This window comes from Janthinobacterium aquaticum, assembly GCF_009208565.1.
Lineage (GTDB): Bacteria > Pseudomonadota > Gammaproteobacteria > Burkholderiales > Burkholderiaceae_D > Janthinobacterium.
In genome coordinates this window covers 58,758-80,670 of record NZ_WFLK01000011.1, presented here as the reverse complement: position 1 = coordinate 80,670, position 21,913 = coordinate 58,758, and the positions used below count along the sequence as shown (strand labels likewise).

17 protein-coding genes are annotated in these 21,913 nt (G+C 66.9%); 5 read left to right on the top strand and 12 right to left on the bottom strand.

Translation table 11 applies throughout. The annotated features are described in order from the left end of the window. The first annotated feature begins 1 nt into the window (after window position 1). The 5 genes from GCM43_RS17315 (at window position 2) to GCM43_RS17295 (ending at window position 6,009) form a co-directional block, all read left to right on the top strand. The gene (locus GCM43_RS17315; RefSeq protein WP_152246536.1) at window positions 2–1,483 is read left to right on the top strand and encodes an oligosaccharide flippase family protein; all 1,482 of its coding nucleotides are present in this window, start codon (window positions 2–4) and stop codon (window positions 1,481–1,483) included. Further along, on the top strand, window positions 1,474–2,610 hold the full coding sequence (locus tag GCM43_RS17310) for a glycosyltransferase (RefSeq protein ID WP_152246534.1): 1,137 nt from the start codon (window positions 1,474–1,476) through the stop codon (window positions 2,608–2,610). The genes GCM43_RS17315 and GCM43_RS17310 overlap by 10 nt, the downstream gene beginning before the upstream one ends. A 9-nt stretch (window positions 2,611–2,619) precedes the next feature. Then, window positions 2,620–4,179, top strand: a complete 1,560-nt coding sequence (locus GCM43_RS17305; RefSeq protein ID WP_152246532.1) for an MBOAT family O-acyltransferase — start codon at window positions 2,620–2,622, stop codon at window positions 4,177–4,179. Window positions 4,180–4,181: 2 nt separating this feature from the next. After that, a complete protein-coding gene (locus GCM43_RS17300) occupies window positions 4,182–5,390 on the top strand; it encodes a hypothetical protein (protein WP_152246530.1) in 1,209 nt (402 codons plus the stop codon). Between the two features lie 148 nt (window positions 5,391–5,538). Then, entirely contained in the window at window positions 5,539–6,009 is a 471-nt protein-coding gene (locus GCM43_RS17295; RefSeq protein ID WP_152246528.1) for a MaoC family dehydratase, read from the top strand. Here the strand turns inward: GCM43_RS17295 and GCM43_RS17290 are convergent. The 12 genes from GCM43_RS17290 to GCM43_RS17235 are packed head-to-tail and all read right to left on the bottom strand — an operon-like array spanning window position 6,002 to window position 21,905. Continuing rightward, window positions 6,002–6,760: a class I SAM-dependent methyltransferase gene (locus tag GCM43_RS17290; protein ID WP_152246526.1), complete on the bottom strand. Its 759-nt coding sequence runs from the start codon at window positions 6,758–6,760 to the stop codon at window positions 6,002–6,004. The two genes, GCM43_RS17295 and GCM43_RS17290, sit on opposite strands and share 8 nt — an antisense overlap. Window positions 6,761–6,770: 10 nt before the next feature. Beyond that, window positions 6,771–9,308: a glycosyltransferase gene (locus GCM43_RS17285; RefSeq protein ID WP_226929533.1), complete on the bottom strand. Its 2,538-nt coding sequence runs from the start codon at window positions 9,306–9,308 to the stop codon at window positions 6,771–6,773. Next, window positions 9,209–10,471 carry a TIGR04063 family PEP-CTERM/XrtA system glycosyltransferase gene (locus GCM43_RS17280; RefSeq protein ID WP_152246524.1) on the bottom strand — a complete coding sequence of 421 codons (1,263 nt, stop codon included), beginning with the start codon at window positions 10,469–10,471 and terminating at the stop codon, window positions 9,209–9,211. The genes GCM43_RS17285 and GCM43_RS17280 overlap by 100 nt, the downstream gene beginning before the upstream one ends. A gap of 3 nt (window positions 10,472–10,474) precedes the next feature. Beyond that, window positions 10,475–12,433, bottom strand: coding sequence for an XrtA/PEP-CTERM system amidotransferase (locus GCM43_RS17275; protein WP_152246522.1), 1,959 nt, complete (start codon window positions 12,431–12,433; stop codon window positions 10,475–10,477). 9 nt (window positions 12,434–12,442) lie between these two features. Next, on the bottom strand, window positions 12,443–13,627 hold the full coding sequence (locus GCM43_RS17270) for a TIGR03088 family PEP-CTERM/XrtA system glycosyltransferase (protein WP_152246520.1): 1,185 nt from the start codon (window positions 13,625–13,627) through the stop codon (window positions 12,443–12,445). Next, entirely contained in the window at window positions 13,620–15,191 is a 1,572-nt protein-coding gene (xrtA, locus tag GCM43_RS17265) for an exosortase A (protein ID WP_152246518.1), read from the bottom strand. The genes GCM43_RS17270 and xrtA overlap by 8 nt, the downstream gene beginning before the upstream one ends. Further along, window positions 15,188–16,435 carry a TIGR03087 family PEP-CTERM/XrtA system glycosyltransferase gene (locus GCM43_RS17260; RefSeq protein ID WP_152246516.1) on the bottom strand — a complete coding sequence of 416 codons (1,248 nt, stop codon included), beginning with the start codon at window positions 16,433–16,435 and terminating at the stop codon, window positions 15,188–15,190. The genes xrtA and GCM43_RS17260 overlap by 4 nt, the downstream gene beginning before the upstream one ends. Before the next feature lie 2 nt (window positions 16,436–16,437). Next, entirely contained in the window at window positions 16,438–17,520 is a 1,083-nt protein-coding gene (locus GCM43_RS17255; RefSeq protein ID WP_152246514.1) for a FemAB family XrtA/PEP-CTERM system-associated protein, read from the bottom strand. Further along, window positions 17,513–18,376, bottom strand: coding sequence for an XrtA system polysaccharide deacetylase (locus GCM43_RS17250; protein ID WP_152246512.1), 864 nt, complete (start codon window positions 18,374–18,376; stop codon window positions 17,513–17,515). The genes GCM43_RS17255 and GCM43_RS17250 overlap by 8 nt, the downstream gene beginning before the upstream one ends. Before the next feature lies 1 nt (window position 18,377). Further along, on the bottom strand, window positions 18,378–19,529 hold the full coding sequence (gene wecB / locus GCM43_RS17245) for a non-hydrolyzing UDP-N-acetylglucosamine 2-epimerase (RefSeq protein ID WP_152246510.1): 1,152 nt from the start codon (window positions 19,527–19,529) through the stop codon (window positions 18,378–18,380). 8 nt (window positions 19,530–19,537) lie between these two features. After that, window positions 19,538–21,022, bottom strand: coding sequence for a TIGR03016 family PEP-CTERM system-associated outer membrane protein (locus GCM43_RS17240; protein WP_193315656.1), 1,485 nt, complete (start codon window positions 21,020–21,022; stop codon window positions 19,538–19,540). Between the two features lie 40 nt (window positions 21,023–21,062). After that, entirely contained in the window at window positions 21,063–21,905 is an 843-nt protein-coding gene (locus GCM43_RS17235) for an XrtA-associated tyrosine autokinase (protein WP_152246506.1), read from the bottom strand. Window positions 21,906–21,913 lie beyond the last annotated feature (8 nt).

Genomic DNA, 21,913 nt, shown 5'->3' with positions numbered 1-21,913 from the left:
TATGGCTGCGCCGCGTTCCCCGTTCCTGATGTCGTTTGCCGAGAAGTATACGGTGCTGCTGTTGGGCGTGACAGGCAGCATCGTGCTGTCGCGGCTGCTGTCACCGGCCGAGGTCGGATTGTATGCGCTGGGCGCGGTGCTGGTGTCGCTGGCCCAGGTGCTGCGCGATTTTGGCGTAGGTCAATATCTGATCCAGGAAAAAGTGCTGGAGCGCCAGAAACTGCGCGCTGCACTGGCGGCCAGCATGCTGGTGGCCTGGTCGCTGGCGCTGCTGGTCTGGCTGCTGGGCTTTCCCTTGGCCGTCTGGTATCGGGAGGCGCGTTTGCAGCAGGTGCTGCAATTGCTGTCGATCAATTTTGTCTTGTTACCGCTCGGCTCCCTGACGCTGGCCGTATTGCGCCGGCAGTTGCGGTTTCGCGCCATTTTCGCCATCAATGTCAGCAACGCCGTGGTCAATCTGCTGGTGGCGGCCGGCCTGGCGCTGCTGGGATACGGCGCCCTGAGCCTGGTATGGGCAGCGCTGGCCGGCAACCTGGCCTCGCTGCTGACGGGGCTGCTGCTGCGTCCGCGTGGCCTGCCGTGGCTGCCCTCGCTGAAAGGCCTGCGCACGGTGCTGGGCTTCGGCGCTCTGGCGACCGGCGGCGGTCTGTTTGACGAAGCCGGCGTGGCCGCGCCCGAGCTGATTATCGGCAAGCTGCTCGATCTGCAAAGCCTGGCGCTGTACGGCAAGGCGCAAAGCGTGCTCAATCTGTTCAACCAGGCCATTACCAGCGCCGTCTCGCCGGTGATCTTTCCGCTGTTTGCCGCCTGCGAACGCGAAGGCGGGCAGGGCAACAGCAAGGCCCTGTATCTGCGCACCATCAGTTACATGACGGCGCTGGCCTGGCCGTTCTTCCTGTTTCTGGGCTGCCTGGCTTTGCCGCTGGTCAAACTGCTGTACGGCGCCCAATGGACGCCGTGCGCACCCTTGATCCGCATCATGTGCCTGCCTTGCGCTGTCTATAGCATGTTCAGCATGGGACGCTATCTGCTGGTCGCTGGCGGCCAGCTGCGCTTACAGGTCCGTATCGACGGCTGGTCGGCGCTGGTCAAGGTGGCGCTGGTGCTCGCTGCCGCGCCATTCGGCCTGATGGCGTTGGCCGGTGCGGCGGGGCTGGCCTTGCTGTGGCGTAGTTGGCTCAGCTATCGCTGTCTGCGTCAGGTGCATGGTATCGACGCGAGTGCCACGCTGGCCAGCGTGCGAAAAAGCCTCGGCGTGTGCCTGCTGGCCAGTCCGGCGCCGCTGGCCATGCTGTGGCTGCCCGCCGATCTGCCGGCGCTGTGGTGCCTGCTGGCGCTGGCGGCGGCGGGGCTGGCCAGCTTGCTGTGCTGGCTGGGCGCCATCGTCTGTTTGCAGCACGAACTGAAAGGGGAGCTGCTGTTGTTGCAGCAACGGTTGTTCGGCCGCATAGCGCCGGCATCGAAAGGAGAGTCATGCGTGTAGGTATCCTGTCTTATCCCATGCTGTTCCAGCGCGACGGCGGCCTGCAGGTGCAGGTGCGCGAAACGGTGGCGGCGATGAACCGGCTGTCCTTGTTCCCCAACATGCTGCCTGTCGGCACGGGTCCGCGCGGCGTGCAGGTACGCCTGGTGGACGCTAACCACGACCGGCTGGACGACTACGACCTGATCCATGTATTTTCTGCGATTAATGGCAATGTGCGCATTGTCGAGGCGGCCTGCGAGCTCGGGGTGCCGGTCGTCCTGTCGCCGCTGATTTCTCCTGGCTGGACCCGCAGCGCCGGTCTGCGCGCCCAGCTGGCCGACCGTCTGGCCGGGCGCATGACCGACTGGATGGTGCAAACCAGTTATGCGCAGACCAAGCGGGCATTGCAGTTGGCCAGCCTGGTCATTGCGCTGGGCGAGCGCGAACGTGACGCCATCGTGCACGGTTTCGGCACCGTGCGCGACAAGATACGCGTGTTCCCGAACGGTATCAATCCGCATTTTTTCAGCGCCAACGGCGACCTGTTTGCACGCGAGATTGGCCTCAGGCAGCCTTTCGTGCTGATGGTGGGCGCCATTTCGCCGTACAAGAACCAGCTGGGATTGGCGCAGGCGCTGGCCTGCGACGCCGGGCAGGATATTCCACTGGTGCTGGTGGGCGCCGCAGCGCGCGAGCAAGAGCCGTATCTGCAGCAACTGCAGGCCATGCCGCATGTGCGCTGGCTCGGTGCGCTTGAGCACGCCGATCCGCTGCTGGCCAGCGCCTATCATGCGGCCAGCGTGCTGGCGCTGCCCAGCCAGGGCGAGGTCTTTCCGCTGGCAGTGCTCGAAGCGCTGGCCGCCGGCACGCCGGTGGTGATGTCGCAGCAAAGCGCGCTGCAGCTGCCCGATGCCGGCTTTGCGCTGCGCCAGGTGCGCTGGGACGACGGTGCCGGCCTGCGCGCGGCCATTATGGGGCTGCTGGCGCAGCCGCCGGCGCGCAGTCGAGTGCAGGCGCTGGTGCGCCAGTTCAGCTGGGACAATGTCGCGGCGCAGATAGCCCAGGCTTACCTGCAGGTGCATGCCGGGGCTGTCCGCTTGCATTACGGCGGCGCCCTGCGCGATACCGACAGCATGCCTGCATAAGGAGCGCGCATGCTGTTCAATTCCTTCAGTTTTCTGTTTTTCTATCTGCCCATCGTGCTGGCGGGCTATTTTTTGCTGGGACGGCTGGCGCTGGCCGGCGCCAACGCTGTCAACCAGCCTGTTGCCTGGCTCCGCTTGGCTCCAGCGACCTGGCTGGCCTGCGCCTCGCTGTTTTTCTATGGCTGGTGGGATGCGCGCTACCTGCCGCTGCTGCTGGCCTCGATCAGCATCAATTATGCCGGCGGGCGCCTGATCGGTGCTTGCACCGGGACTGCGCGCCGGCGCGTGCTGGTGGCCGCGCTGATACTGAATCTGGCCTTGCTGACCTGGTATAAATACGCCAATTTCTTTGTCGACAGCGTCAATGCGTTGGCCGTCATGACCGAGCGGGGCAGTCAGCCATGGCCCGGCCTCGATATTATCCTGCCGATCGGCATCTCCTTTTTCACCTTTACCCAGATCGCTTTTCTGGTCGACTGCTACCGGGGCGAGGTGCGCGAATACCGCTTTATCCACTATCTGCTGTTTGTCAGCTATTTTCCCCACCTGATCGCCGGGCCGGTATTGCATCACCGCGATATGATGCCGCAGTTTGCCGATCCCGCCAGCCATCGGCCGCAGGCGTCCAACTTTGCCATCGGCCTGTCGATCTTCGTGGTCGGCCTGGCCAAGAAGGTGCTGATTGCCGATTCTCTGTCCCCGCTGGCCGTGCCGGTATTTGCCTCCGGCGCCGAGCCGACGCTGATCGAGGCGTGGATCGGCGTGCTGGCCTACACATTCCAGCTGTATTTCGACTTCTCCGGCTACTGCGACATGGCCATCGGCCTGTCGCGCCTGTTTGGCGTCAAGCTGCCGCTCAATTTCAATTCGCCCTACAAGGCCGCCAATATCGCCCAATTCTGGCGCTGCTGGCACATGACGCTGTCGCGCTTCTTGCGCGACTACTTATATATTGCACTGGGCGGCAGCCGCCATGGCGAGGCCAGGCGCTACCGCAACCTGCTGCTGACCATGCTGCTGGGCGGCCTGTGGCATGGCGCCGGCTGGACCTTTGTCATGTGGGGCGCGCTGCATGGCGCTTATCTGGTGCTGCATTTGCTCTGGCAGCGCTTGGCCGGCAGCTCGCAGGCGCGCTGGTGGCCACAGGCGCTGACATTTTTTGCCGTGATGCTGGGCTGGATTTTTTTTCGCGCGCCCGACCTGGCCACCGCCTGCAATATCGTGGGCGCGCTGTTTGGCGCCAACGGCGTCAGCCTGCCGCGCCAGACAGCCGGCCTGGCTGCGCTGTTTGGCGAACTGGGCTGGCAGCCGGCGTTTGACGGCGTACGCTGGATACAGCTGGCCGGGCCAGGCCTGCCGGTGCTGTTGCTGGCCATGCTGCTGGCTTTTTATGCACCGAATACGCAGCAAATATTCTCGCACTACGCGCCTTGCATTGAAAAAATAGTGCAGGGCCAACGCTGGCAATGGCGTCCGACGCGGCGCTGGAGCATGGGCTTTGCCGCGCTGTTCGTACTGTGCATCTTCGGCATGAACCGCGTCACCGAATTTCTCTACTTTCAATTCTAGCCATGGACAACCTTGCACAGCCTCAGGCGCGCAGTTACGTCGCGCTGTTTTGCGCCAGCGCCGCCGCCGCGCTGGTCATCGTGGCGACCCTCAATTACCTGGTCGACCCGTACCTGCTGCACCAGTGGGACAGTCCCTTGCTGCAGCGCCTGCGCCCAACGCATGAAAAACTGAGCGTCTGGGGCAAGACCTATGCGGTGGCGCGCTACCGGCCGGCAGTTGTCTATATCGGCAATTCGCGCACGGAAATGGGCTTGTCGGCTGAGGCGCACGAGCTTTTTCCGGGCATGAGCGTGTTCAACAGCGCAGTGTCGGGCGCGTCCATCGGCGACGCCATGCAGCTGGCGCGCCACGCGGCCCGCGTCAGCCGGGTTGACACCATGATATGGGGCATCGATGCGCCGTCGTTTTCAATGGAGCAGGGCTCGGCCGGCATCGAGCCGGGCCTGCTCGAGGCCGGCCCGGCCTTTTTCGCGCGCCGTGCCTTGCTCAACATCAAGCGCGGCCTGACGCTCGACATGACGCAGGACACCCTGCGCCTGCTGAACGGCAGCTATGGCCAGGTGTGCCGTTCCAGCCTGGCCCTCTATGGCCAGCGCGACCAGCGCTGCGTCAGCGACCGTATCCACGGCTGGGGCGGCACGGCCAAGGCCATGATCCCGCGGCTGCAGGAATTTGGCGCCGGCGTCGGTCCCACGCCCGAGGCGCTGCAGACGTTCGACGCCACCGTAGACGAACTGTGCCGCAGCAGCTCGCGCCTGCGCCTGCGTCTCTATATCAATCCCACCCACGCGATGACCATGGACGTGCTGCACCGGCGCCATCGCTGGGCCGACATGGAACGCTGGCAGGGCGACCTGGCGGCGCTGGCCGAACGCTACCGGCAGCAGGGCTGCAATGTGCGCGTCTATGATTTTTCCGGCTTTAACAGCATTACCAGCGAAGCCATTCCGCAATTTGGCGGCACGCGCGAAATGCGCTATTACTGGGAAGCATCGCACTACCGCGACAATGTCGGCCGCATGATCCTGGCGCGCCTGTTTGGCGGCGAGGCTGCCGTACCCGACGATTTCGGCATCGAACTCACGCCGCACACAATCGCCGCGCACCACCAGGCCATGCGCGCCGCACGCGACCGCTATCATGCCAGCCACCCTGAGGAAACGGCGTTCGTGCAGCACTTGCTGACTATACCCAGGCAGGAGCCGTAGGCGCACAACCTTTGGCAGCGGGTGCAGCGGCCGACAAGCACTGCGCTGTCTGCTGCGTTTTTCGATATCGTTGCCGTGCGCGCCAGGTTGGGGCCATCGGTGCATCGCTGAGTTACACTGGTGTGTAACGGACGACTAGGAGACCGCCATGACCGTACTTTACCTCGATGATCTGGCACCAGGCCAGTGTTTTGGCGGCGCTGCCCGGATTCGGATCGAACCCGAGCGTGTCGCCAGTTTTGCCACGGAATTCGATCCGCAGCCTTTCCACCTCGATGCGCAGGCGGCCACGCAGACGCTGTTTGGCGGGCTGGCGGCCAGTGGCTGGCATACGGCGGCGGCCACCATGCGTTTGCTGGTTGACAGCGACTTCAAGCCGGCCGGTGGCATCGTGGGCGCCGGTTTCGAGGAGCTGCGCTGGCCGCTGCCGGTGCGTCCGGGTGACGAACTGCGCGTTGAAAGCGAGGTGCTGGAAGTGCGTGCGTCCAGGTCGCGGCCGCAGCAGGGACTGGTCAGGCTGCGCACCAGCACGTATAACCAGCACAATGAATTGGTACAAGTGTCGGTCGGCAGCCTGGTGGTGCAGCGCCGGCCAGCATCAGCGCCGGGCGTTAATTGAGGCGCATGACCGCGCAGCCTTTTTCGCAGGCCAGCATGGTCAGTTGCAGCGGCGCAAAGGCAGCGCGCCAGCGGCGCACGATGGTCTGTTCGTCGGCGCGCGCCGCATCGTCCAGGTAGACAGCGGCGCCGGCTGCGAGCAGCGGGAACAGCAGAGGGCCGGCCGGATAGCGCGCCAGGCTGCGCGTGGACTGCGGCGGGCCGTCGATCACCAGCAGGTCGATCACCAGGTCAGCCGGCAGGTTTTTAATGTCGTACCAGGCCCAGCTTTCTCCGTCGAGCGCGTGTTCGCACAGTGGCGCGTCGATCACCTGGGCCCAGTCCGACAGGCCGTGGCGTGCCAGTTCACGCCGTGTCTGCGCGCCAAAATGGACATCATGTTCCAGGCTCAGCACACGGCCGGCACCCAGCTGCTGCAGGCAGCGCGCCAGCACCACGGTCGAGGCGCCGCTGCTGCATTCGAGTACCGTGCGCGGTTTGCTGGCCTGCACCTCGTGTACCAGCGCCAGCAGGAAGTCGGGCGAAGCCGCCCAGCCGCGCGTGGGCGGCAGGCTGCGCGCCAGTTGCAGTTCCTGCTGCAGGCCGGTTAGTGCTTCGAGCTGGCGGTACAGCTGTGCCGGCGCACTGTCGGCCCGGTTCTGCAGCGAATACAGCATCAGGTGCATGCGGCGCGTTTTGTGCAGCAGCAAGGCCAGCGTGGCTGACACCAATAACAAGCTCAGCAGCAAAACGAGGAGGACAGTGACATGCATGGCGCGCCTTTCAGGGCAAGAGTGGGACTTTGCTGACCACATAGCGGTATTTGCCCGATGCTTCGGCGGCAATCTCGGCCACTTCTTCGATATCGATCGCCACATCACGCCCCAGACGCGCCCGGAATGCCTCGGCCAGGCCGGCGCGCGCGGCCGTCTCCAGCGGGCTGCGGCACACCAGCAGCACGCGCGTTCGCAGCAGGCTTTCCTGGACAATCTTGAAGCTTTGCACGCCGGCCAACTCGCGCACGATATAGATCAGCGCCAGGCCGTGCATCACGGTGCCGTCGGTGGCGGTGACGAAATCGGTGCTGCGGCCCTCAATGTGCTGCAGCAGCGGCAGGCCGCGTCCGCAGGGGCACGGCGACTGGCCCAGTGCGCCCATGTCGCCGGTGGCGTAGCGGATAAACGGAAAGTCGCGCGTGGCCAGGTGGGTGACCACGATTTCGCCGCTGCTGCCGGCGGGCAGCGGCCGGCCCTGTGCATCGACGATTTCCACGATTACGTCTTCGGCCGTTACGTGCATGCCGCCTTCCGGGCATTCGTGGGCGATAAAACCAGCGTCGCGCCCGCCATAGCCATTGGCCACCGGGCAGCCGAAGCTGGCAGCAATCTGCGCGCGCTGCTCGTCGTACAGCCGCTCGGACGTCACAAACGCCACCTTGATGCCCAGGCCGTCGAGCGCCACGCCGCCTGCGCCGGCCTGTGCAGCGATACGGCACAGCGCCGACGGATAGCCAAACAGCATGCGCGGACGCAGCCGACGCAATTGCGCGATAAAGCCGTCGAGGCGCGCCGACGACATGGCAAAGGCGGGCAGCAGGGTCGAGCGCAGCAGGCGGTCGCGCCAGCGCCGCAGCAGGTCCTGCGCGCCCAGTTCGATGGGGGAACCCCACAGCACGGCTTCGCGGTCGCCGATATCGACGCCCCACCAGCGCGTGGCGCGCCATTTGGCGGCAATATCGTGGCTGATGCGGCGCCGGCCCAGCATGAACTGCAGCGGTTCGCCGCTGGAGCCGCCGGTGGCAAACGCGCGCAGGCCGATCGCGCGTTCCGAGACAAAGCTGGTGCGCGCAGCAGCGATATCGGCTTTATGCAAGAGCGGCAGGCGCGCCAGGTCGGCCGGCTGGCGAAAGGCGGCCGGATCGAGCTGCAGGCGCGCGAACAGGGCGCGGTAATGCGGCACGTGTCGCGCCGCATGCGCCAGCAGTGCGCGCAGGCGCTGCATCTGCCAGGCTTGCAGCTGCGCCGCGCTCCACCATTGCGAGCGCTCCAGGCGACGCAGCAGGCGCACGCTGTTGTGCCGCTTGAGCCGCTCGTGCAGCGGAAACAGCCAGTGCGCCACCAGCCGCGTATAGCCGCGCGGACGCGGCGCGCGCAGGATACGCCGGTAATGGCGCAGCAGCAGCGGCGCCACATGGCGCCAGTCGAACTGCGCCACATGCGCCAGGCCGTTGTGCGCCAGCGCTTGTGCGCGCTGCGGCTGGCGCAGCAGCGACAGCAGCGCGCGCGCCATGGCTGGCGCATCGCCGGGCGGCACCAGCAGCGCCGTCACGCCATGCTGCAGCAGCGCGGCAATGCCACCGACATCGGTGCTGACCACCGGCACGCCGCTGGCCAGCGCCTCGAGTACCGAAATCGGCATATTGTCGGCCAGGCTGGGATTGAGCGCGATCGTGCAGGCGCCATACAGGGCCGGCATGGCGGCGTTGTCGACATGGCCGGCAAAGCGCACGCCGTCGGCCACGCCCAGTTGCTGCGCCAATTGTGCCAGCGCACCGCGTTCGGGGCCGTCGCCGGCCAGCACCAGCTGCGCGCCCGGCACGCTGGCGCGCACGATGGCAAACGCACGCACGGCGCTGGCGTTGTCGTACAGCGCCTGCAGATGGCGCGCCACCAGGATCACGGGCGCGTGCGGATCGACGCGGTGGCTGGTAGGCGCAAAGCGTTGCAGGTCGATCACATTGGGCACGATATGGGCCACATGGCCGTAGCGGGCGAACAGCTCGGCCAGAAAACCGGACGGCACCGTGATGGCGCTGGCGCGGCGCAGGCTCCAGCCAATGAGGCGCGCGCTGCGCGCAAAGAACGCGCCGGCCTCGCCGCCACGGTAGTTGAGCAGCGCCGGCTTGCCAGCCATGCTGGCCAGCCACAGCGCCGGCGCGGCCTGCATATGCCAGGACCAGCCCGAATTGGCCAGCACATGAAACAGGTCGGCGGTGCGCGCCGCGCACCTTAGCCGCCACAGATAGACGGGCAGGCGCAGCACGGCGCGCAGATAGCGCACGCGCGCCAGCCAGTGCGGCAGGTGGCAGCCGTGCAGCGACAGCTGCTGCACGCTGGCGCCCTCCGCGCGCAGCAGCGCGGCCAGTTGCGCGCACTGGTTGGCCATGCCGCCGGCGGGCGGCGCCAGCGGCCCCACCAGCACGATGCGCAGGCCGGCCAGCTTCATGGCTGCAGGCCTGCAGCCGGCGATGACGGTGCGCCGGCGCTGCGCACCGTGAGTGGGCCGTACACGCTGGCATAGCGCGCCACGCTGTGCGGCCACAGGCGCTCCTGTTCCACCCACAATCGCGCCTGCTCGCGCAGGCGCGGCCAGCTGTGCGGCGCATCGAGCAAGGCCAGCAGCGCGGCGACCAGTGCATCGGTGTGGCCGGCGCGAAACAGCACGCCGGTCTGGCCGTCGATGATCAGTTCGCGGTGTCCGCCCACGTCCGAAGCCAGCACCAGCCGGCCCTGCGCCATGGCTTCGAGCGGTTTCAAGGGCGTGACCAGTTCGGTCAGGCGCATCGGCAGGCGCGGATAGACCAAAACATCGATCTGCTGGTAAAGCTGCGCCACCTGGGCGTGCGGCACGCGCCCGGCAAACGTCACCTGGCCAGCAACGCCGAGCTGCTGCGCCAGTGCTTTCAAGGCGTCTTCCTGCGGCCCGCCGCCGGCCAGCAGCAGGCGCAGCATCGGCCGCACCGCCAGCAGGCGCGGCATGGCCTGCAGCAGCAGTGCCAGGCCTTCGTAGGCATAGAAGGAACCGATAAAGCCGATGGTGGGCGGGCGCTCCAGGCCATTTGCTTGAGTTCTCTGCGCCAGCAGCAGCGGGTCGACCGCATTGGGAATCACGGTAATGTGCGCCGCTGGCGCGCGCATCGCCAGTTCGCGCCGCAGCCCCTCGCAGATGGTGGTGACGGCGTCGGCCCGGCGCAGGGCCCAGGTTTCCAGCGCGCGCGTCAGGCGGTAGCGCAGGCCGCCGGGCCGGCTGCTGCCGTGGTCGGCCGCCGCATCTTCCCACGGCGCACGCACTTCGTAGACCACGGGGATACCCAGTTGGCGCCCCACGCGCAGCGCCGCCACGGCGTTGAGCACCGGTGAATGCGCATGCAGCACGTCGGGACGCCAGTCGCGTGCCAGCGGCAGCAGGCGCCGCGCCAAGCCATCGATCACCGCATACTGGCGCAGCAGCGGCAGGCGCGCCCACCACTGGCGCGCGGGTGCGGTGCGATGGAACTGCCAGCCGTCGGCCTCGTCGCCCTCGTCGCCCTCGTTGGCCTCAGCCGTAGCTGAATGCGTGGCGTCGGCAGGCCAGCCCTGTTTGGCGCCGGTCAGGTGCAGCGTTTGCCAGCCCAGCGCGAGCTGTTGCGCCAGGATGGCGGCGCTGCGAAACGCATAGCCGCTATGGAGCGGCAGCGAATGATCAAAAATATGCAGGATGCGCATGGCTTATGCACTTATATTGGCCGGTGCAACGCTTTTTGCTGCGCTGGTGGGCGCCGCAGCGAAGGCCGGGGCCGGCAGTACCTGGCGCAGGAAGGACTCGAACATCAGCAGCGACCATAGCGGCGCGCTGTAGTCGCGCCGGCCGGAGCCGTGTTGTTCGATCAACTGGCCGATATAGTCCATGTCGAACAGGCCGCATTGCGCCAGCGTCGGCCCCAACAGGCGCTGCTGCAGCCGGCCGCGCAAGGGGCCACGCAGCCAGTCGGCCAGCGGCACCGAAAAGCCCATCTTGCGCCGGTTCAGCACCTCGCCCGGCAGCAGCGGCTGCAGCGCCTGCTTCAGCAGGTACTTGCCGACTCCACGCTGCAGCTTGAAATGCGGCGGCAGGCCCGAGATCCACGCCACCAGTTCATGGTCGAGCAGCGGCGAGCGCACCTCGAGCGCGTGGGCCATGCTGGCGCGGTCGACCTTGGTCAGTATATCGCCGGGCAAATAGGTCTTCAGGTCCAGGTATTGCAGCTGCGACAGCGCATCTTGCGCCGGGCTCGCCTGCGCATGGCGGCGCAGCACGTCGACGGCGCGGTAGCCTTGCAGGCTGCGCCGCATTTCCAGGCTGAACAGGCGCGCGCGCATGTCGTCGGGCACAATGGAGACGGCGTGAAAATAGGCGTCGGTGCTGTCACGCGCCAGTCCTTCGAAGGTGGTGCGCGCGCGCAGGAAGCGCGGCGCCCGGTCAGCCTTGGGATAGAGGCGGCCCAGCGCACCGAACAGCGACTGGCGCAGGCCGGCCGGCAGCAGCGCGCGCACCTTGTCTTCGCGTACCTGCAAACGGTAACGCCGGTAGCCGGCCAGATTCTCGTCGCCACCGTCGCCGGACAGCGCTACAGTCACGCGCTGGCGCGCCAGCTGGCACACGCGGTAGGTGGGCATGGCCGAACTGTCGGCAAACGGTTCGTCATACAGCGTGGCCAGATGATCGATCAACTCGAAATCGTCGTGCTGCGCCTGCTGCACATGGTGCGCGGTGGCGTAGCGACGCGCCACCATGGCCGCGTACGGCGCTTCATCGTAGGCCGGGTCGGCAAAGGCGATCGAGCAGGTATTGACGGGCCGGCTCTGCAGCCCCGCCATCAGCGCCACCACCGCGCTCGAATCGACGCCCCCGGATAGGAATGCGCCCAACGGCACCTCCGCCACCATGCGGATCTGCACCGCCTCGCGCAGGCGCGCCAGCAGCTCGTCGGCCGCCTGCTTCTGCTTGAGTGGCGGGTGCGGCGCAAACGGAATATCCCAGTACTGGCGCGGCGCCGGCAGCGGCTGGCCGGCCCGTACGCACAGGGTATGGCCCGGCGGCAGCTTGGCGGCGTGGCGCATGATGCTGCGCGGCTCGGGCACGTAGCCATAGGCAAAATACTCTTCCACCGCCAGCGGATCGAGTTCGCGCGGCATGGCCGGGTGCGCCAGCAGCGCCTTGAGTTCGGAGCCGAACAGCAGCGTGCCGTCGCCGGCCTGGCCGTAGTACAGCGGCTTGACGCCGAGCCGGTCGCGCGCCAGGAACAGCAGATGGCGGCGCCGGTCCCAGATGGCAAAGGCGAACATGCCGCGCAGGCGTTGTACGCACTGTTCGCCCCATTGTTCCCAGGCATGGACGATCACTTCGGTGTCGCTCTGGGTGCGGAACTGGTGGCCAAACCGGCGTAGCTCGGCCATCAGGCTGCGGTAGTTATAGATTTCACCATTGAAGACAATCACCACGCTGCGGTCGGCGTTGTACAGCGGCTGCTGGCCGCTGGCCAGGTCGATTACCGACAGGCGCCGGTGGCCCACGCCCACGCCCGGTTCACGGTGCAGCCCGTCCTCGTCCGGGCCGCGATGGCGCAGGCTATGGTTCAGGCGCGCCAGCAGCGCCGCATCGATATCGCGCTGGCCTTGCAGGTCAAAAATGCCGACGATGCCGCACATGGTTGCCTCTCAGGTCGGTGGATGAAAACTGGCGCCCGGCGTACCGGTCAGCCTGTCGTAGACGGCCAGGTAGGCGCCGGCCATCGCGGCCAGGCTGTGCCCGGCCAGCACCCGGCGTCGTCCGCGCGCGCCCTGGCGCAGGCCCAGTTCGGGCAACTTGACGTATTCCAGCAGCGCGTCGGCCAGCAAGGCCGGTGCGCGCGGCGGCACCAGCGTGCCGTTCCAGCCCGATTGCACCAGCTCGCCATTGCCGCCCACGCACGTGGCCACCACCGGCAGGCCGCTGGCCATGGCCTCCAGGATGGTGTTGGAGCTGCCTTCGGCCAGCGACGGCAGCACGAAGACGTCCATGGCGCGCAGCAGTTGCGCCACGTCGTCGCGTGCGCCCGGCAACCAGGCCAGGTGCGCCGCGCCGGCAGCTTGCAGCAGGCCCAGGCATTGCTGGCGGGCAGGGCCGTCGCCGATCAGCATCAGGCGCAGCGGCACGCCCCGTCCGGCCTGCTGCAACAGCAGCAAAAAGGCCTGCACCAGCGTCGGATAATCCTTGACCTCGGCCATGCGGCCCACGCTGCCGATGACAAAAGCGCCTGCGCACGAGAAACCGGGCGGGCCGACTGGCGCGCTGCTGGCTGAGGCGATGCGCGGATGAAAGCGCAGGCTGTCGACACCGTTGCCGATCTGCGTCACCGTGGCCGGCGCAGCGCCAATCGCCTCGACCAGCCAGCGCCGCAGGTCGTCGCTGACGGCAATAAAGTGCTGGACCAGTGGACGCATCAGCTTGCGCAGGCAGCGGTATTTGCGGTTCTTGCCGTCGAGGTCGCCGATATCGCGCCCATGTTCGCCATGCACGCGCAGGCGCACGCCGGCTATCGCCGCCAGCAATTGCGCCTCGATACAGGCCAGGTTGCGCGTGTGCACCAGGCTGGGCCGTAACTGGCGCAAGGTGCGGTACAGGCGCAGGTAATGGGCCGGGTCCTTGCCTGCGCGCTTGTACAGGCTGAGCACCTGCACGCCGGGCGCGCTCAGCCGGTCGGCAAAGGCGCTGGCGTTTTTCAGGCAGACGATGGCGTGCCGGTAGCGGCCGGGCGGCATATGGTTGAGCAGGTTGAGCAGGCCGTTTTCCAACCCGCCCATCTCCAGCTGGTCGATCACATGCACGATCAATGGCGCCCTCGATACCAACTGTTCAGTCATGCGGCATCTCCTCGATGGCCTGCTCGATGGACGGCAGCGCCGCGCGCAGGTAGGCCTGCAGCAGCGCGCGCGGCGGCGCGCCGAGCTCTTCGTAGGGCGCTGACACGATAATAAGCGTGCCGTCCTGGCGGCTGTGCAGCAGCTTGCCGCGCGCCAGCAGCAGCTTGACCAGCGCGCCGTTGGCCGTCGTCACGCCGCTTTGCCGATAGAAGCGCCACACCAGCAGCCGGTGTGAAGGCCGCGCCAGCAGGCTTTCGCGTACCTGCAGGCTGCCGGCGGGCAGCGCTACGCGCCGTGTGCGGCTGTCCAGTAGCAGGCTGTGCGGGCCGTATGGCTGGTCGAGGTGGCTGAGCAGCTCGCTGGCGCGCGCCTGGCGCCGATACCAGGCCAGTTGCAACTGCACTGCACCATCCTCCCCGGCCTGGCTGGCGATCAATTCGCGCGGCGCACCGGCCAGCGGCGCGCGCCAGGCCCAGGATTGGGGCGGCACACGCTGCCAGCCGGAAATCTGACGTACCTGCAGCGCCGGCAGGGTGGTGGTGAAGCCTGCCTGCTGTTCTTGCTCGATGGCCTGCGCCAGCGCCGGCCACAGGGCGCACAGTGGCAGGCACAGCAGCGCCGCCAGCGTGTTCGCCTTGCTGGCCCGCGGCAGACCTGCGGCCGGCGCCACCGACAATGGACACACTGGCCCGGGCGCCGCGCGCCAGCGGCGGCTGGCCAGAAACAGCAGCAGCGCCACCAGGCCAAAGAACAACCAACCGTAGATCAGGTGGTCGACACCGACTGCCACGCGCATATCGCTGTAATGACCGAGCATCACGATCAGGTAGGCGCGCACGCCATTGGCCAGGATCGGCAGCAGCAGCGCAGCGGCCACGATGGCTGCGCGCTTGCCCGCATGCTGGAAGTGCAGATGGGCAAACAGCACGCCCAAGGCCAGCGAGGCGATCAGATAGCGCAGGCCGCTGCACGCTTCCACCACCGACCAGTTGCCGCTGGGCAGGGAAAAATAGCTGCCTTCGCGATACACCGGTACGCCCGACCATTGCAAGGCGGTCACGGTAAAGCCGGCCGTAAAGTCGATCAGCGGTGTAATCAGCACTGCGCCGAACGGCACGCACAAAAACAGGTAGGCGAGCGGAAAAGCCAGCAGCGCCAGGGCGCGCCAGCCCAGCACGGCCAGCACGCAAGCGGGCAGCATGGTGACAACCAGCAGTTGCTGCATCACCTGCACATGGGCCAGTTCGGCCAGCAGCCAGGCCGCGCCCAGCGCAGCGAGCAGCAGCAAGCCGGCGCCGCTGGGCCGGGCCGCCTGGTCGGCCTCGGCCAGATGCCGCAGCGCCGCGCGCCGGCGCCAGGCCAGCCAGGCGCTGACAGGCAGGATCAGGAAGCCATGCGCAAAAGTCGGCGAGCGCCACCAGATATGCAGCATGCTCAGCAAGGTCGCGTGGTGCAGGGTCAGCACGGCGGCCAGGGCCAGCAGCAGCGCACCCAGGGCCGGCGGCATGCGCGCTGGCGTCGTTGCGCCTTGCGCGGTCAGCAGGACCTGGGGTTCGCGCTTCATGCCTGCGGCTCCGCCAACGCACCCGCAGCAGCGCTCACATCGAGCAGGCCGCCCAGCGCCTGCAGGTTGCGCTGCCAGTCGTGCTCGCGCAGCACCAACTGGCGCGCGCGTGCGCCGATCGCGCGCAAGTCGTCGCGCAAGACTGTCTGGTTCAAAACCAGTGTTGCCTGGTGGATAAATTCGGCCTCGTCGCGCGCCAGCAGCAGTTCGCGTCCGGGCTGGGCTGCGATGCCTTCGAGCGCCTGCGGCGAGGCCAGCACGATCTTGCCCATAGCCATGGCTTCGAGTACCTTGTTCTGCACCCCGCGCGCAATGCGCAAGGGGGCGACGGCCAGCGCCGCGCCGGCCAGGTAGGGACGCACATCGTCGACCGTACCGGTCACGACCACGCCGGCGCTGCGCGCCAGCGCACGCACTGCGGCGGTCGGCCGGCTGCCGACGATATACAGCTGCAGCGCGGGAAACTGGCGCCGCAGCGCCGGCCAGGCATGGCGCACCAGCCATTGCACGGCGTCGATATTGGGCCAGTAATCCATGGCGCCGGTAAATACCATCACCTGCGCGCCGGCCGGGTAAGGCGAGACCAGCGTGGGCTGTGGCGCAAAGTGGCTGGCGTCAACGCCATTGCTGACATGGTGAATCTTGCGCCGCGCCATCGGCGCGCACTGACGCAACAGTTCGGCTTCGGCTGGCGACACCAGGCAGCTGGCTGTAAATTGACGCGCAATATGGCGCTCGTACTGCAAGAGCGACTGCGCCTCGCGCCGGTACAGCAGCGACAGCGGCCACGCCTTGCTGCTCGCGTACTGGCGCCATTTATCGGAATCGACATCGACAAAATCGATCACCCGCGTCAGCGCGCAGGCGGCGCCGCTGTCCAGGTATTGCGCCATCGCGCCGGAAAAGGCCAGGCCGTGGTGCACGCGTGCGCCAGCAAGCACGCCATCGACCCAGGCCTGCAGGCGGACATCGCGGTAATAATGCACGCTCATGGCCTGGTGCCCCAGTAAGGCGCACGCGGCACGCCATCTGGCCTGGATGGGGTGCAGTTGGACAAAGCGGCTGCTGGCGCACAGCGCGCTGACTGCGTGCGTGTGTCGCCAGTCGCTTTCCTGATCGATAAAGCAGCCCAGGTGCACGTGGAAATGCCGGCTCAGGTATTGCAGCATATGCCATGAGCGTATCTTGTCGCCCTTGTTGGGCGGATACGGCAGGCGATGGGTAAGAAACAGCAGTTCGCGCATGGCTAGCCCAACTGCCGCACGATATGCGGCCCCAGCAGATTGGCCAGCGGCAGCGGCAGGCGGCGCCAGGCGCGTATCAGTAGCGCGTATTTCGGGTTGAGCGGGTTTACTTCCGGTAGCGAGGCGGCCCGGATCAACTGGTAGGCGTAGGGTAGCGGCTGCGGCGCAAAGCCCCAGTTTTTCTTGAAGTCAAAGGCGCCGGTGCCGGCCTTGCTGCGGCCAAAGTCAAAACGGCGAACGCCGCGCGCGCGGGCGCGGCGCATCGCTTCCCAGTACAGGAAGTCATTGGCGCCGGTACTGCGCGCCAGCACGCTGCCAGCGCCGTAATAGGGTAGTACTTCGTCGCGGAAATAAAATTGCAGCACGCTTGCTTGTACCTGCTCACCCTGAAACACGGTCAGCACGTCGCAATCGTCGCCAAAGGTGCTGCGCAGCAGCGCAAAATGGCGGCGCGCAAACACCGGTGTGCCGAGCCGGTGCACGCTGGCCGCGTACAGCGGGAAAAAATGCTCGAGACCGTCTTCGAGGCGGCTGTGCAGGCCGCTGGCCATGGCCTTGCGCAGCACGGCGCGCTGCTTGCGCGGAATGGCCAGCAGCGCTGCATCGTCGTCGTCCGGTAATGGCTGGCGAAAGGTGGCGTACAGCGGCCTGGCCAGCCAGCCGCTCCCGACCACGCCATCGCGCTGGCGCAACTCGAGGTGGCCCACCTGCAACTGGCGCGCCAGCGCCTGCGCTGCCGCCAGCAGCGCCTGGCGCGCGGTACCGTTGGCGGCAGCTACGCCGCCATATACGCAGAACGGCAGTGAGACCAGTGCCTTGCCCGACAGGACGCCGCGCATATGGGCCAGCGGCAGCACGCCGCAGATGTCGCCCTGCTGCTCGGCGTACAGGAAATGGCAGCGATGGCCAAAGCCTTGCTCAAGCACCGTGCGCCAGCCGGCGCGGTGGAAGAAGGTGGCCTCGGGACATGCCTGCACGAAGTCATCCCAGCGCGCATGCTCATGCAACTGCAGCGCATGCACCGCGACCGCAGTGTCGCTGCGCTGGTGCGAGGGCGGTGCATATTGGCTGGGTGCGTCAGGCATAGTCGGCTTTCAGGAAGATGCGGTCCATGCGGTCCCAGGCAAAGTCGGCCGTCAGGCGCTCCAGCCGCGCCTGCATGCGCCCCAGGTTCAGATAGTGGCGAAAGCGCGTTTTCAGTGGCAGGCCGGGCGGGCGCGGTTGTCCGGGATCGAGTTCCCAAGGATGAAAATAGAATATGCCAGCCTGGCCATCGCGCGCATTGATGCGCCGCAAAAGCTGGCGCGACAGCGCATACGGCAGCAGCCGAAAGTAGCCGCCGCCGCCGGCCGGCATATTGCGACGCCCCAGCCGCACGGTGCTGATCGGCAGCTCGAGCAGGCCGCTGGCGCCGCGCGGGCGCCAGGCAAAACGCGGCGCCTCGGGCATGCCGTAGTGGTCATGGCGGATCGGATAGATGCTGGAACTGTAGCGGTAGCCGGCTTCCTGCAAGACATCAAACGCCCACAGATTGGCCGCGCCAATGGAGAAGCTGGGCGCGCGGTAACCGGCCACGGTCTGGCCACCCAGCTGCTCGAGGATGGTCTTGCTCAGCACCACATCGTTGCGGAAGGCGTCGGCGTCCTGCTCCCAGGCACGCAGATGGCCATAGCCGTGGCTGGCAATTTCATGCCCGGCAGCGGCGATGCGGCGCAGCATGACCGGGTAGCGTTCGGCGATCCAGCCCAGCGTAAAGAAGGTGGCGTGGATGTGGCGTGTTTCCAGCAACAGCAAGATACGCTCGATATTGGCTTCGATGCGGCACGGGCGCGACGGCCAGCTGTCGCGCGCGATCAGCGGCGCAAAGGCCGAGACCTGGAAGTAATCCTCGACATCAATGGTCAAGGCATTGCTCAAACGTTCACTGAGATGCCTGGCCATCTCAGCCGCCTGGTCCTGCCTGCTGCGCCAGCCAGCCGGCGCAGATGGACACCATGCGCCCGGCGGCGTGGCCGTCCCAGTATTGCGGCCGGCCGCCGGGCTTGCCGCCGGTAGCCAGTTGTGCGCGCGCCAGCGCCAGGATGGTCTCCGGCTCGGTGCCGGCCAGGGTATTGCTGCCGGTCGTCACCGTCACCGGGCGTTCGGTGGCCTCGCGCAGGGTCAGGCAGGGTACACCCAGTACCGTGGTTTCCTCCTGCACCCCGCCCGAGTCGGTCAGCACCAGGCGCGCCGCCTGCATCAGGCCCAGCATTTCCAGGTAGCCCAGCGGCGGCAGCGGCACGATGGCCGCGTCCGCCAATAAGGGCGCCAGCCGGGCGCGCTGCAGCGCGGCCAGCGTGCGCGGATGGATGGCAAACAGCAGCGGCAACTGGCGCGACAGCGTGGCCATGGTACGCAGCAGGGCAGCCAGGCGCAGCGGATCGTCGACATTGCTGGCGCGGTGCAGGGTCAGCAAGGCAAAAGCGGGTGGGCAGTCGTGGCCATGGGTGCGCAAGGTCTGTGCTGGCGGCACGGCCCTGGGCAGTTGCTGCAACAGCGCGTCGATCATGACATTGCCGGCAAAATGGATGCGTTCGGCAGCGATGCCTTCGCGCAGCAAATTGTCGGCCGCGCCCGCTTCGCTGGTAAACAGCAGGCTGGATAACTGGTCGGTCAGCACGCGGTTGATTTCCTCGGGCATGTCGCGCTCGCCGCTGCGCAGCCCGGCCTCGACATGGATAACCGGCACGGCCAGCTTGGCTGCCACCAGCGCGCAGGCCAGGGTGGAGTTGACGTCGCCCACCACCAGCACTGCCGTCGGCTGCAGCTCGCGCATCACCGGCTCGAAGCGCAGCATGATCTCGGCCGTCTGGCGCGCATGGCTGGCCGAGCCGACGCCAAGGTTGATATCGGGCGCGCGCAGGCCCAGCTCGGCAAATAGCTGCGCGTCCATGGCCACGTCATAATGCTGGCCGGTATGGACCAGGCTGATACGCACTTGCGGCGCGCTGCAGGCAAAAGCGGCCAGCAGTGGCGCCATTTTCATCAGGTTGGGCCTGGCTGCGACCACGCACAGCAGGTGTGGGCGAGGGCTGGCGGCGTTGTCCTGTTGCATATTCGCTCCTAAAATTGCATGGTCAAGGTGGCCACCATGCCGTTTTCACGAAAACTGCCGCCACGGTTGCTGTGGTGGCGCGTGTGGCGCACGTCGATCGACGCCGTCATGTTTTTTTGCACCACGCGGTTAAAGCCCGCGGTCAAAGTGAGGTTATCGTCGCGCCGCAGTGCGCTCAGCGAACGGACGCTGGCGTAGCCGGCGTCGAGGCGCAGGCTGTCGCGCGGCGAGGCGCGCCATTGCCAGCTGCTATTGGCGCCGAGCTGGCGCGTGCGCTCAAGGCTGGCCAGATCGATATCGGGCAATATGCCGCTGTCGACCCCGCTGGCGGTCTGGGCCGTGCGGTCGGTGGCGTGCAAGCTGGCCAGCCAGGTGGTTTTCGGCGTGGCGCGCGCCATGTTCAGGCTCAGCTGCTTTTGCAGGAAATAGCGGCGGCTGAAATAATTGAGCGCGCCCAGCTCGCCACCGAGACTGCCGGCGTCGCGCAAAAAGGCGTCGATGCGCAGGCGCCGCTCCTGCGCATCGGGGTAGGCGCCGCGCCACAGCTGGTCGAGCAGGCTGGCGGCGTCGCGGTTGCCCAGGCGTAGAAACTGCGCCGGCATGGTGGTGATGTCTTCGCTGTACTGCAGCGACCAATTGGTATGGCGTTGCAGCAGGCGAGCGTCGAGGCTGTAGGTGCGCCCGAAGAAACGCCGGCCGGTGCTGAGCGCCACGCTGGTGCGCGCGGAAGGCGTCCAGACTGCGCCTACCGACCAGAAGCGTCCGCGCGGATGGCTGCCGCTGCCGCTTTCATAGCTTTCCTTTTCCGTGCCGGCGCTGGCGGTGCCGGCCCAGCTGCGGTTGAACGGGTAGCGCAGCCCGGCGCTGGCGCGTTCCATGCTCTGCGCGGCCAGCCGGCTGTCCTGCGTGCGGCGCACTTCATAGCCGGCGTTCCAGTTCCAGCCGCCTCCGCGCGGTGCACCCGCCAGTTGCAGCGCCAGTTCGTCGCCATGGCTGGACAGCAGCGCGTCGTCGCTGCTGACCTGGCTGCGCGTATAGCGCAGTTCGGCTGTACCGAGCGCCCGAAAGGCATGGCGCAGCACCGGGCTGATACTGGCGACGCGCACCGTGCTGTGATTGGCCGACGATGGCAGGTCGCCAATGGCCGGCGCGCCAAACGGCGAGATGCTGTGCTGGCTGATGCTGGCGCGCGCATCGAGCTGCAGCCAATCGCCGATCAGGTCGGCATGGCCGGCCCCTTGCAACTGCTGGCGGCTGCTGTCGGCGCTGCGCTGCGACACGAGTTTGCGCCAGCTGGCGTCCAGGTGCACCTGCAGGCGCGGCCCGTTGCCCAGCAAGGCGAGGCCGGGGGCAATTTCAGTAATGAAATCGGATTGCTGCTGGCCGGACGGGGCCAGCAAGGCATTGTCGGTATAGCTTTCACGCAGGCGCAGCGAGGGCTGCACCAGCCATTCCAGTGCGCAGGCCGGCGCCGGCAATATCAGCAGCGGCAACCAGGGCCACCAGCAGCCCCGGCAAAAAGGGGTGCGCTGGCTAGTCGTAATCGCCGTAACCATAGTAGTCGTTGCCGGGAAAGGCGCGCGTTTTGTTGTAGATCAGGTGGATGTGTTCGCAAGCTTCGATCTGGCGCAGCGCTTCCTTGACCGCGTGCTGGGTGGTGGTTTCGGCTTCGACCACCATTACCACTTGTCCCATTTGCCCTACCAGCGCATGCGCTTCGCTGGTAATTAACAGCGGCGGCGAGTCGAACACGACGATGCGGTCGGCGTAGCGGCTGGCAATTTCACTAAGCAGCCGGCTCATGGCGCGGCTGGCCAGCAGTTCGGTGGCGTGCCGGTTGCTGCGCCCGGCCGGCAAAATGCTCAGTGCCGGGATATTGGTTTTCAGGATCACATCCGACATGGCCACCTGTTCGTCGAGCAGCACATCCATCAGCCCCGGTTCGGGCGGCAGGCCCAGCACCTTGAGCACCGATGGCCGCGCCACATCGGCGTCGACCAGCAGCACCGTCATGTCCATCTCCATGGCGATGCTCATGGCCAGGTTGACGGCGCAGTAGGTCTTGCCTTCACCGGGCAGGGCGCTGGTGACAACGATCAGGTTGCCATGACGGATGGCCTCGGCGCCGCTGGCGCGCGCATTGCGCAGCAGGGGCCGTTTGATAATGCGAAAATCCTCGGCCACGGAGGTGCGCCCGCCGTCATGCACCACCATGCCTTGCGTCTGCAGCCTGGCCAGGTTGAGCTGGCGATAGTGCGGCGAAGTGCTGTCGGCCTCGCTGCCGGCGCCGGCCTCCACGCTATACGGCTGAGCCGCCTCGGCCACGCCCAAGGGATGGGGGGAAGGGTTGCCTGCGCCCTGGCTGTCCTGTGCCATGCCGTGCT